This window comes from Streptomyces sp. NPDC031340, assembly GCF_055569945.1.
On the sequence record NZ_JBVIIE010000046.1, the window covers coordinates 39,353 to 51,250 of the forward strand.

An 11,898-nucleotide genomic window follows, 5' to 3' on the forward strand; every position below is an offset into this window, starting at 1 on the left:
GGGAGAAAGGGGGGTGGTTCCAGGGGCGCGTCGGAGGGCGCGTCGGAGGGCGCGTCCGAGGGCGTTCAGCTGTCGGAGCCCGACGGCTTCCAGCGGAAGATGCGGCTCTCGGCGAAGGTGAGCAGCCCCTCGGCGACCAGCGCGACGACGGCGAGGATGACCATCGCGGCGTACACCCCGGCCGCGTTGAAGGTGCCCTGGGACTGCGCGACGAGCAGGCCGATGCCCTTGGTGGCGCCGATGTACTCGCCGACGATGGCGCCGATGAGGGCGAAGCCGAAGCTGACGTGGAGGCTGGTGAAGATCCAGGAGGTGGCGGACGGGATGACGACCTGAAGCGTCACCCTGCGGTCGCTCGCGCCGAGGATGCGGGCGTTGGCGACCAGGTGGCGGTCGACCTCCCGGGCGCCCTGGAAGGCGTTGAAGAAGACCGGGAAGAACACCAGGACGACGGCGGAGGCGACCTTGGAGGCCGGTCCGAGCCCGAACCAGATCACGAAGATCGGCGCGAGGACGATCCTGGGTATCGAGTTGAGCACCTTGATGTAGGGACCGAGGATGTCGGCGAGGAAGGCGATCCGCCCCAGCGCGATACCGAAGATCACACCGGCGACGACGCCGATGACCCAGCCCAGCAGCGCTTCGTGCAGGGTGAACCAGATCTGCTCGCCCAGGGAGCCGAGCGCCGTCCCGTGGGTCACCCAGGTGTGGATCTGGTCCCAGATCTTCGAGGGCATCGAGAAGTTGAACGGATCGATGACCTCGGCCCGGGAGAGCACCTCCCACAGGCCGAGAAAGGCGATCAGGAGCAGCACACGGGACGCCGTGACGACGATCTTGCGTTTGCGGGCGGCACGGGCGCGTGAGTGCGCGCGGCCCGGGGCGGCCTTGACCGTGTCGACGACCGGCGTGGTGAGGACCTCAGGCGACATTCGCGGCACCCCTCTCGCGGGTGATGCGGACCTCTTCGCCCAGCGACTCCCAGATCTCGCGGTAGATCTCGATGAACCGCGGCTCCAGGCGCACCGACTCGACCTTGCGGGGCCGCGGCAGGTCGATGTCGAAGACGTGCTTGACGGTCGCGGGCCCGGCCGTCATCACGACGACCTTGTCGGCGAGGGCGATCGACTCCTCCAGGTCGTGGGTGACGAAGACGACGGAGGCTCCGGTGCCCTCCCACAGTTCCAGCAGTTCGTCCGACATCAGCGCCCTGGTCTGCACGTCGAGCGCCGAGAACGGCTCGTCCATCAGCAGGATCTCGGGGTCGTTGACGAAGGTCGCGGCGAGCGCGACGCGCTTGCGCTGGCCGCCGGAGAGCTGGTGCGGATAGCGGTCCTCGAAGGCGGCGAGACCGACCCGGGCCAGCCACTCGCGCGCCTTCCGCTTCGCCTCGGCCTTGGGCACGCCACGGAAACGCGGCCCCGCCATGACGTTGGACAGGACGGTGCGCCAGGGGAAGGTGGCGTCCTGCTGGAAGACGAAACCGACCTTGCCGCCGACGCCCCGGACCGGCTCCCCGGCCACCAGGACCTCGCCCTCAGTGGGCTCTTCCAGCCCGCTGACCAGGGTCAGCGTGGTCGACTTGCCGCATCCGGTCGGTCCGACGACCGCCACGAACTCCCCCCGCCCGACGGTGAGGTCGAGGTCTCGGACAGCCGTGTGCAGACCCCCCGACGGGGTCTTGAAGATCTTGCTGGCGCCCCGCAGCTGAATGGCGGGGCTGATGTCTGGGCTCATGGCCGGGGACGGTAGAGGTGGCCCGGGTCACCGCAGGAGCCTTCTGTGCGCATGCCGTTCTTTTGCCTGCAACAGCCTTTTGTGCTCATTTTGCTCGCGTTACAACAGCGGAGCCGAAACACGGGCTTAACACCAGGCCCGCCAGGCCTTGAACGGAGAGAGGCCCGATGATTGACGTCCTGGTCGTGGACGACGACTTCCGCGTCGCCGAGATCAACGCGAGGTACGTGGGGAAGGTTCCCGGCTTCCGGGTGGCCGCCCGCGCGCACAGCGCCGCCCAGGCCCTGGCGACCGTGCAGCGAGGGGCCATCGACCTGGTCCTGCTCGACCACTACCTGCCCGACCAGACCGGCCTCGAGCTCGCCCACCGCATGCGCGAGCAGGGCCACGGCACCGACGTCATCATGATCACCGCGGCCGGCGACGTGGCGACCGTGCAGGCCGCCATGCGTCTGGGCGCCCTGCACTATCTGGTCAAACCGTTCACCTTCGCCGCCCTGCGCACCCGGCTCGACTCGTACGCCGCCCTGCGCCGGACGGTCGACCGGGTCGGCGGCCGCGGCATCGCCGGGCAGGAGCAGGTCGACCGGATCTTCGGCGCGCTGCGCACCGCGTCGGTGCCGTCGTCGTCGCCCGGGCTGCCCAGCGGCCACTCGGAGCCGACGGCCGACCTGATCTGCCGCGTGCTGCACGGCGCCGGCCGCCCGCTCTCGGCCCACGAGGTGGCCGCCGAGACGGGCCTGAGCCGCTCCACCGCCCAGCGCTACCTCCGCCGCCTCGAACAGGCCGGCCGCCTCCGGCTGTCGCTCAGGTACGGCGACACGGGCCGCCCGGAACACCTCTACGCCTGGGTGGCGCCGTAGCCGGGCGCGCGATGCCCCGCGACCTTCGCCGGCGCGCCTGCCAGACTGCGGTGGATCGGAACCGGGCGCCCGCCGCACGACGGACCAGGGCCTCGCGTCAGACGGCTCCCGCTCCCGTGAGCGACCGCACCTCGGTCTCCGCGTGCTTGGCCTCGTCCGGGGCCTCCACGGAGGTGACGGTGCCCAGCCAGCCCGCGAGGAAGCCCAGCGGGATCGAGATCAGACCGGGGTTCTGCAGCGGGAAGTACTGGAAGTCGACGCCCGGGAAGAGCGACTCGGGGCTGCCTGACACCACCGGCGAGAGGGTGACGAACACCAACGCGGGCACCAGCCCTCCGTATACGGACCACACGGCGCCCCGGGTGGTGAATCCGGCCCAGAACAGCGAGTAGAGCAGCACCGGGAGGTTCGCCGACGCGGCGACGGCGAAGGCGACGCCCACCAGGTAGGCGACGTTCAGATCGCGGGCGAGCAGTCCGAGGGCGATCGCCAGGACGCCGATGCCGACCGCGGCGACCCGTGCCATGGCGACCTCGCTGCGCGGCTTGCCGCCGCGGCGCCGCAGGGACGCGTACAGGTCGTGGGCCACGGACGCCGAGGAGGCGAGGGTGATGCCGGCGACCACCGCGAGGATCGTGGCGAAGGCGACGGCGGCGACCACGGCGAAGAGCACCGTCCCGCCCGTGGAGTCGGCGCCGCCTCCGAGGTCGAGGGCGAGCAGCGGCACCGCGGTGTTGCCCGCCGCGTTCGAGCCGCGTACCGCGTCCGGCCCCACGATCGCCGCCGCGCCGAAGCCGAGGACGATCGTCATCAGGTAGAAGCCGCCGATGAGTCCGATCGACCAGAGCACCGAACGGCGGGCCGCGCGGGCGGTCGGCACGGTGTAGAAGCGGGAGAGGATGTGCGGCAGCCCGGCGGTGCCCAGCACCAGCGCGAGTCCCAGGCTGATGAAGTCGAGGCGGGCGGTCCAGTCCCCGCCGTACTTCAGCCCCGGGGCGAGGAACGCCTCGCCGTGTCCGCTGCGCGCTGCCGCGGTCAGCAGGAGCCGGTCGAAGTCGCCGTGGAAACGGGCCAGGACCAGCACGGTCAGCACGAGCGTCCCGCCGAGCAGCAGTACCGCCTTGACGATCTGGATCCAGGTGGTGGCCCGCATCCCTCCCAGCGAGACGTAGACGATCATGAGCGCGCCGACACCGATCACGGTCCAGGACCGCGCGGCCCCGCTCGTGCCCCCGAGCAGCAGCGCGACCAGGCTGCCCGCGCCCACCATCTGCGCCACCAGGTAGAGAACGGACACGGTGACCGAGGAAGTTCCCGCCGCGATCCGCACCGGCCGCTCGCTCATCCGTGCCGCCACCACGTCGGCCAGCGTGAACCGGCCGCAGTTGCGGACCAGTTCGGCGACGAGGAACAGCACCACCAGCCAGGCCACGAGGAAGCCGACGGCATACAGCAGCCCGTCGTAGCCGAACAGCGCGATGAGACCGGAGATGCCCAGGAAGGAAGCGGCGGACATGTAGTCGCCCGCGATGGCAAAACCATTCTCCATCGGCGAGAAGAGGCGCCCTCCGGCGTAGAACTCCTCCGCCGAGCCGTGACGGTGGCGGCTCACCCAGGTGGTGATGCCCAGCGTGACCGCGACGAACACGCTGAACAGCGAAAGCGCCAGCGTCTGGTGATGACCCGTCACAGCGCACCCCCTCGGGCGCCACGCGTCAGCTCCTGCGTGTCCCAGCGCAGTTCGAGTGCGGCCCGGTCCCTGCGCAGCCGGGCGTGCCGGGCGTAGGCCCAGGCGAGCAGGAAGGTGCTGAGGAACTGCCCGAGTCCCGCGGCCATCCCCACGTTCACGGCCCCCACCACCGGCCTCGCCATCAGCGCCGGGGCGGTCGTCGCGGTCACGACGTACCCCACGTACCAGGTGAGGAAGACGACGACGCCCGGCACGACGAACCTGCGGTACCGGCGGCGCACTTCCTGGAAGGCCGCGCTGCGCTGGACCTGGAGGTAGACGTCGGCCGGAGCGGCCGCGCCCGCCGTTCCCGCCGCGCCCGTGCGGCCCGGCGCCCCGGCAGACTGCGCGGGAACGGTTACGCCGCCTCCGGCCGACTCGCCCCAGCCGGAGGCGAGTGCGTCGTACCACGGGTCGTCGTACCGCACCCGAGCGGGCACCGCTGCCGCCGGCGAGGCGGGGTCGTCGTGATGTGCGGCCGGACTTCCGGCGATGTCCCCGCCTGCGCGGGTGGGACCGTTGCTTGACTGCATGCCCCAGGATGGACAGACCGGGAACCTCCCCGAACCTGCTTTACCGGACCCTTCACCCCATCAGGTGACCAACCCGACGGCGGCCGGACAATTCCCTTCCGGCACACCGCCACGGCCGCGGATGGGGACGGCTTGTCGTCCCGGTGACGGGGTGCGCGGCCCGTCACCGGGTTTCGTGCGGGAGTCCGGCGCCCGGCGCGGCGGTCACGCGTCGATGCGCGACCGGTCCAGTGTCGCCGCCGAGCTGGAGATGAACTCCTTGCGCGGGGCCACGTCGTTGCCCATCAGCAGATCGAAGACCTGCTCGGCCGCGTCCAGGTCCGAGAGGTTGATCCGGCGCAGGGTGCGGTGGCGCGGGTCCATGGTCGTCTCGGCCAGCTGGTCGGCGTCCATCTCGCCGAGACCCTTGTAGCGCTGGATGGAGTCCTTGTACCGGGTGCCCTTGCTCTGCAGTTCGAGGAGCTTGTCGCGCAGCTCGCGGTCCGAGTACGTGTAGATGTACTTGTCCTGACCCTTCTTGGGCTGGACGAGCTCGATCCGGTGCAGCGGCGGCACCGCGGCGAACACCCGGCCGGCCTCGACCATGGGCCGCATGTAGCGGTGGAACAGCGTCAGCAGCAGGGTGCGGATGTGGGAGCCGTCGACGTCGGCGTCGGTCATCATGATGATCTTGCCGTAGCGGGCGGCGTCGATGTCGAACGTACGGCCGGAGCCGGCCCCTATGACCTGGATGATCGCGCCGCACTCGGCGTTCTTGAGCATGTCCGTGACGGACGACTTCTGCACGTTGAGGATCTTGCCGCGGATCGGCAGCAGCGCCTGGAACTCGGAGTTCCGGGCGAGCTTGGCGGTGCCGAGCGCGGAGTCTCCCTCGACGATGAACAGCTCGCTGCGGTCCACGTCGTCGCTGCGGCAGTCGGCGAGCTTGGCGGGGAGCGACGAGGACTCCAGGGCCGTCTTGCGGCGCTGCGCGTCCTTGTGCTGGCGGGCCGCGATGCGCGTACGGGCGGCGGCGACGACCTTCTCCATGACCACCCGGGCCTGCGCGGCGGCATCGCGCTTGGCGGAGGTCAGGAAGGCCTTGAGCTCCTTGGTGATCACGGTGTTCACGATCCGGCGGGCCGCCGAGGTGCCGAGGACCTCCTTGGTCTGGCCCTCGAACTGAGGTTCGGCCAGCCGGACCGTGACGACCGCGGTGAGCCCCTCCAGGGCGTCGTCCTTGACGACGTCGTCCTCGGCGACGCGCAGCAGCTTCTTGGCGCGCAGCACCTCGTTCATCGTCTTGGCGACGGCCTGCTCGAAGCCTGCGACGTGGGTGCCGCCCTTGGGGGTGGCGATGATGTTGACGAACGACTTCACGGTCGTGTCGTAGCCCGTGCCCCAGCGCAGGGCGACGTCGACGCCGAGCTCACGGGTGACCTCGGTGGGCGTCATCTGACCGTGGTCGTCCAGGACCGGGACGGTCTCCTTGAAGGTGCCCTGGCCGGAGAAGCGGAGGACGTCGCAGATCGGCCTGTCGCTCGCCAGGTACTCGCAGAACTCGCTGATGCCGCCGTCGAAGCGGAAGGACTCCTCGCCCTTGCTGCCGCCCTCGCCGAGGCCGAGCTCGTCACGGACGACGATGGTCAGGCCGGGCACCAGGAACGCGGTCTGCCGGGCCCGCTGGTGGAGGTTGTCCAGGGAGAGCTTGGCGTCCTTGAGGAAGATCTGGCGGTCGGCCCAGTAACGCACGCGCGTGCCGCTGCGGGTCTTGGGGATCCGCTTGGCCTTGCGCAGGCCGCTCTCGGCCGTGAACTTCGCGTCCGGGCCGCTCGCCGCGAAGGCGCCGGGCACACCGCGCCGGAAGCTGATGGCGTGGGTGTGGCCGCCGCGGTCCACCTCGACGTCGAGGCGGGCGGACAGGGCGTTCACCACGGAGGCGCCGACGCCGTGCAGGCCGCCGGAGGCGGCGTACGAACCGCCGCCGAACTTGCCGCCCGCGTGCAGCTTGGTCATGACGACCTCGACGCCGGACAGGCCGGTCTTCGGCTCCACGTCGACCGGGATGCCACGGCCGTTGTCGCGGACCTCCACCGAACCGTCGTCGTGGAGGATCACCTCGATGTGGTCGCAGTAGCCCCCGAGGGCCTCGTCGACGGAGTTGTCGATGATCTCCCACAGGCAGTGCATGAGCCCGCGGCTGTCGGTGGATCCGATGTACATACCCGGGCGCTTGCGTACGGCCTCGAGCCCCTCGAGGACGAGCAGGTGCCGCGCGGTGTAATTGGAACCGTCCCGGTCTGCTCCTGCCAGCAGCGCTGTGGACGACGGCACGGACGTCTCGGCGGTCACGCGGTTCGCTCCTCGCTGAATTTCAGATGGGGCCCCAGTGGGTAAGGGCGCGGCTCGGTCTGCCGCCATGAGAGTACCGAGGCCTGGTAGAGCCGTTGTAACGCCACCCTCACCCCGAAGACAGACTAGTCCAGCGTCGCATGGGTGTTCGATCCCTCGTTGGGGTGAAGTACACATCACGTTCCCTTCGAGGCATGAACCATTTAGGCTCCGGGCACGTCCTCATGAACAACCGGCAAGCCGGCCGGGAGGGCGAGAACGACGAGAACACCGACGCACAGCGCGAAACCGCAAACCCTACAGACATGCAAAACGGCACATTCGCCGCCAACCGGCAGCAGACAGCCGGACTCGAAAGAGATTTTTCGAGGGCAAGCCCCGAGCGGGAACATTTTCGGGCTGGTTGGATGTTGACCCTGGTACGACAGCTCGTCGAGCTAGAGAAGAGGCGACGTGACTACTGTTCTGACCCCCGCGAGCCCGCTGACGGCCGCTGACCGCTGCGACCGTTGCGGCGCCCAGGCGTACGTGCGCGTCGTCCTGCTCAGCGGCGGAGAACTGCTCTTCTGCGCCCACCACGGCCGCAAGTTCGAGCCGGAACTCAAGAAGATCGCCGCTGAGATACAGGACGAGACGGAGCGGCTCACGACCGTTCCCGCATCCGCCTCCGAAGAAGACCGCTGACGCCTCGCACCCACGACGAGCCAGCTCCGGCACAGGCCGGCAGACGGGCGGCGCCGCCCCTGTCCTCAGGGACGGCGCCGCCCGTCGTCGCGGTGCGAAGGCCTCCAGCCCTCAGCGGGCCCCGGCGCCCTTGTGCGGCGCCCGCGGTGCCCGCGGCGCCCCCGATGACCCCAGCGCCCTCAGGGCGTAGGAAACGCGCGTGTAGACGCCCGGGCTGCCCGCACGGCCGCAGCCACTCCCCCAGGACACCAGCCCGATCAGCCTGCCCTGGGACACCAGCGGGCCCCCGCTGTCCCCCTGGCAGGCGTCCCGGCCGCCCCGCGTCTCACCGGCGCACAGCATGCTCTCGGCCCGGTAGGCGCCGTCACCGCTTCCGGGATAGGCCTCCTGGCACTGGGCGTCCGGCAGCACGTGCACATGTGCCGCACGCAGCTTGCGCGCGTAGTCGCCGCCGCCCGTGACATCGCCCCATCCGTAGACGACGGCATCCGTCCCCGGGGTGTAGGCGGGATCACCGGCGGCCGCCGGGGCGATGACGGATCCCTCGGGCAGCGGGTGCGCGAGCGTGAGCACGGCGAAGTCGCCGGCGTTGGTCGTGTCGTCGTACCCCGGGTTGACCCAGACGTCGCGCACCGCGATCTCCTGGCCGGTGCCGGCGGTCAGGTCCGTGCGGCCGGCGATGACCTTCAGGTCGCGGACCCGGCCGGCGGCCCCTCCCAGGGCCTCTTTGCCCAGACAGTGGGCCGCGGTGAGCACGGCGGTCCGGCCGATCGCCGCGCCACCGCAGAACTGTCCCGCGCGCGTACCCCCGAACCGGTCACGGCTGGAGAGCGCCACCGTCCACGGGCTCGCGGACACGTCGACCGGCAATCCCCCGACCACGACGCTGTCGGCGGTGGCGGAAGCGGCGGACACCAGCGGTATCGCGGCTGCCGCGGCCGCCAGGACCAGCGGCCGGGACAGCGCTCGGACAAGGCGAGATCGCATGCACACTCCTGACTCAAGGTGATGAATGGATACCCAGAGTCACGCAGAGTACTGCCGCCCGCAGCACGACGGCCCGGTTCCCACGGGGGAACCGGGCCGTCGGCGTCGTGGCGAGGGCGACCTAGTCGAGGTAGTCGCGCAGCACCTGCGAACGCGACGGGTGGCGCAGCTTCGACATGGTCTTGGATTCGATCTGGCGGATGCGCTCGCGCGTGACGCCGTACACCTTGCCGATCTCGTCCAGGGTCTTCGGCTGACCGTCGGTGAGACCGAAGCGCATGGAGACGACGCCCGCCTCGCGCTCGGACAGGGTGTCGAGGACGGAGTGCAGCTGCTCCTGCAGGAGCGTGAAGCTGACCGCGTCCGCGGGGACGACCGCCTCGGAGTCCTCGATGAGGTCACCGAACTCGCTGTCGCCGTCCTCGCCCAGCGGGGTGTGCAGCGAGATGGGTTCGCGGCCGTACTTCTGGACCTCGATGACCTTCTCCGGGGTCATGTCGAGCTCCTTGGCCAGCTCCTCCGGGGTGGGCTCGCGGCCCAGGTCCTGGAGCATCTGGCGCTGCACGCGCGCGAGCTTGTTGATGACCTCGACCATGTGCACCGGGATGCGGATGGTGCGGGCCTGGTCGGCCATGGCGCGGGTGATCGCCTGCCGGATCCACCAGGTGGCGTACGTGGAGAACTTGTAGCCCTTGGTGTAGTCGAACTTCTCGACGGCGCGGATCAGACCGAGGTTGCCCTCCTGGATGAGGTCCAGGAAGAGCATGCCGCGGCCGGTGTAGCGCTTGGCCAGCGAGACCACCAGACGGAGGTTGGCCTCCAGGAGGTGGTTCTTGGCGCGGCGGCCGTCCTCGGCGATGATCTCCAGCTCGCGCTTGAGCTTCGGCGCCAGCTTGTCGGCGTTGGCCAGCTTGTCCTCGGCGAACAGACCGGCCTCGATGCGCTTGGCGAGCTCGACCTCCTGTTCGGCGTTGAGCAGGGGGACCTTGCCGATCTGCTTGAGGTAGTCCTTCACCGGGTCGGCGGTGGCGCCGGCGGCGGCCACCTGCTGGGCGGGCGCGTCGTCCTCGTCCTCGTCGGAGAGCACGAAGCCCGCGCTCTCGGCACCCTCGGGCTCGTCGCCCGCCTTGGGCGCGTCCTCGAGCACCTCCTCCTCGAGGATCTCGACGTCATCCTTCTTGGCGCTGGTCTTCTTCGCGGGCGTCGCCTTCTTGGCGGCCGCCTTCTTCGTGGTCGTCGCCTTCTTCGCGGGCGCCGCCTTCTTCGCGGTGGCCCTCCTGGCGGCTGCGTCGTCCTCGACGGGCGCGTCGGCGGTGGGCGACGCCGGGGCTGCGGGCGCGGTGGCCCTCTTGGTGGTCACCGTCTTGGCCGCGACCGCCTTGGTGGCGGTGCGCTTGGCCGGACTCTTCGCTGCGACGCTCTTTCGGGTGCGCTTGGGTTCTGCGGCACTGACCATCAGCGTCACACCCTCTTCCTCGAGGATCTGGTTGAGGCTGCGCAGTACGTTCTTCCACTGAGTGGCCGGAATCTGGTCAGCTTCGAAGGCCCGACGCACATCGTCGCCGGCGATCTGCCCCTCAGCCTTTCCCCGCTCGATGAGAGCCATGACAGAGACGGACTCGGCGATCTCCGGCGGGAGCGTACGGGATGTGCTGGCCGACACGAACAACCTCTCGGAACGTTGGAAAACGGCTTCCGGCCCCGTCCATGTCGGACAGGAGCCGACCGACGGCTTGGGAACCGGGCCGACGGCGCGGGCTGGGGCCGGGAAGAGGCACAGCGCCGTGATCGGCGTCCGTATTCCCTCCTCGGCTGTCACCTCTTAGGTCATCGCGACTGATTCCACGAGTGTTACGCCCAATCTGCGTGGCCCGAGTCACACCTCGTAAGCGCGCAAAAATTGTCAAACAAGGGCAAACAAGGTCGCCCGTGATGCGGACCGGGGTCGCCGCGCCGGTCGCGCGGGCCCGTGCGCCGTCGGACCCCACAGGATCGCGGGAATCCTGTGGGGTCCGACGGCGGACGGCTCGTCGGCCGGGTGATGCCACAGGAGGGGGAGGCATCCACCGGCCGCGCCGCCCGCGGTGGGCGGTCAGTGCTCGCGTGGCGCGGGTACCACACGCTCGACCTCGGGGTGCACGGTGAGCAACTGGCGCATGGCCACCTCGGCTCCGGCAGCGTCGCCCGCCGCGAGCGCGTCGACGATCCTGCCGTGGTGTCCCAGCGACGTCTCGTTCGGCCGGTCACAGCCCGTGACCGGACCGCCGGAGACCTGGAGGGCCGCCGACACGATCCCGGAGAGATGCTCGAGCATCCGGTTGCCGGAGACCTGGATGAGCAGGGAGTGGAACTCGGCGTCGGCCCGGGAGAAGGTGAGCGCGTCACCCTGCCCCATGGCCTGCCCCATGATCTCCACCATGTCGGCGAGCCGCTGCTGGACGTCCTCGCGGCCGTGCCCGGCGGCGAGCCGCGCGGCGAGCGGTTCGATGGTCCAGCGCAGCTCGCTCAGCTCACGGCGCTGGTCGTCGCGCTGCGGACCGAAGGCCCGCCACTCGATGATGTCCGGGTCGAGGAGGTTCCAGTCGCTGACGGGACGCACGCGCGTGCCGACGTTCGGGCGGGCACTGACCAGGCCCTTGGCCTCCAGGACTCGCAGCGACTCGCGGACCACGGTGCGCGAGACCTCGAAACGCTGGCCGATCTCCTCGGGCACCAGCGGGCGGTCGGCTCCCAGGTCTCCGGAGACGATCATCTGGCCGAGCTGCTGGACGAGTTGGCCGTGCAGCCCGCGCCCGCGGCTGCCCGCGGTGCGCCGGCCCACGCGGCCCAGCTCCGGGTCCGCGCTCTCCCAGGCGGGGGCTCCGACGCGGTCGACGGCTGGCGCCTCGGCGTACGGGTAGCGGTCGAGTTCGCCCGGACCTGCGAGACCGGAGTCTGCGGCGCGGGCGGCGGTCATCATGGTGTGCGCAAGGGTACTCACGGATCCTTTGTCGGCGTTGTCCTCAACTCCCTTGAGGGCTTTGGTGAAAAGCAC

The 11,898-nt window shown here is 70.2% G+C and carries 10 protein-coding genes; 2 read left to right on the forward strand and 8 right to left on the reverse strand.

The window, feature by feature from the left end:
- Positions 1-65: 65 nt before the first annotated feature.
- Together ACZ5GT_RS29780 and ACZ5GT_RS29785 are read right to left on the reverse strand one after the other, a co-directional pair.
- Positions 66-932, reverse strand: a complete 867-nt coding sequence (locus ACZ5GT_RS29780; RefSeq protein WP_469032183.1) for an ABC transporter permease — start codon at positions 930-932, stop codon at positions 66-68.
- The gene (locus ACZ5GT_RS29785) at positions 922-1,737 is read right to left on the reverse strand and encodes an ABC transporter ATP-binding protein (protein ID WP_469032186.1); all 816 of its coding nucleotides are present in this window, start codon (positions 1,735-1,737) and stop codon (positions 922-924) included. Before ACZ5GT_RS29785 ends, ACZ5GT_RS29780 begins: the two co-directional genes overlap by 11 nt.
- A gap of 167 nt (positions 1,738-1,904) precedes the next feature.
- On the opposite strand from ACZ5GT_RS29785, the gene ACZ5GT_RS29790 reads away from it, so the two are divergent.
- On the forward strand, positions 1,905-2,600 hold the full coding sequence (locus tag ACZ5GT_RS29790; protein ID WP_469032189.1) for a response regulator: 696 nt from the start codon (positions 1,905-1,907) through the stop codon (positions 2,598-2,600).
- 97 nt (positions 2,601-2,697) lie between these two features.
- On the opposite strand, the gene ACZ5GT_RS29795 is transcribed toward ACZ5GT_RS29790, so the two are convergent.
- The 3 genes from ACZ5GT_RS29795 to ACZ5GT_RS29805 all read right to left on the reverse strand — a co-directional run bounded on the left by ACZ5GT_RS29795 (position 2,698) and on the right by ACZ5GT_RS29805 (position 7,193).
- On the reverse strand, positions 2,698-4,290 hold the full coding sequence (locus ACZ5GT_RS29795; protein WP_469032192.1) for a solute symporter family protein: 1,593 nt from the start codon (positions 4,288-4,290) through the stop codon (positions 2,698-2,700).
- Entirely contained in the window at positions 4,287-4,862 is a 576-nt protein-coding gene (locus ACZ5GT_RS29800) for a DUF485 domain-containing protein (RefSeq protein WP_469032194.1), read from the reverse strand. Before ACZ5GT_RS29800 ends, ACZ5GT_RS29795 begins: the two co-directional genes overlap by 4 nt.
- A gap of 204 nt (positions 4,863-5,066) precedes the next feature.
- Entirely contained in the window at positions 5,067-7,193 is a 2,127-nt protein-coding gene (locus tag ACZ5GT_RS29805) for a DNA gyrase/topoisomerase IV subunit B (RefSeq protein WP_469032197.1), read from the reverse strand.
- 453 nt (positions 7,194-7,646) lie between these two features.
- On the opposite strand from ACZ5GT_RS29805, the gene ACZ5GT_RS29810 reads away from it, so the two are divergent.
- The gene (locus tag ACZ5GT_RS29810; RefSeq protein ID WP_469032200.1) at positions 7,647-7,877 is read left to right on the forward strand and encodes a DUF7455 domain-containing protein; all 231 of its coding nucleotides are present in this window, start codon (positions 7,647-7,649) and stop codon (positions 7,875-7,877) included.
- A 111-nt stretch (positions 7,878-7,988) separates the two neighbouring features.
- On the opposite strand, the gene ACZ5GT_RS29815 is transcribed toward ACZ5GT_RS29810, so the two are convergent.
- The 3 genes from ACZ5GT_RS29815 to ACZ5GT_RS29825 form a co-directional block, all read right to left on the reverse strand.
- The gene (locus ACZ5GT_RS29815; protein WP_469032202.1) at positions 7,989-8,864 is read right to left on the reverse strand and encodes a serine protease; all 876 of its coding nucleotides are present in this window, start codon (positions 8,862-8,864) and stop codon (positions 7,989-7,991) included.
- Between the two features lie 121 nt (positions 8,865-8,985).
- On the reverse strand, positions 8,986-10,527 hold the full coding sequence (locus tag ACZ5GT_RS29820) for an RNA polymerase sigma factor (RefSeq protein WP_469032204.1): 1,542 nt from the start codon (positions 10,525-10,527) through the stop codon (positions 8,986-8,988).
- A 429-nt stretch (positions 10,528-10,956) separates the two neighbouring features.
- Entirely contained in the window at positions 10,957-11,844 is an 888-nt protein-coding gene (locus ACZ5GT_RS29825; protein WP_469032206.1) for a FadR/GntR family transcriptional regulator, read from the reverse strand.
- Positions 11,845-11,898: the final 54 nt, after the last annotated feature.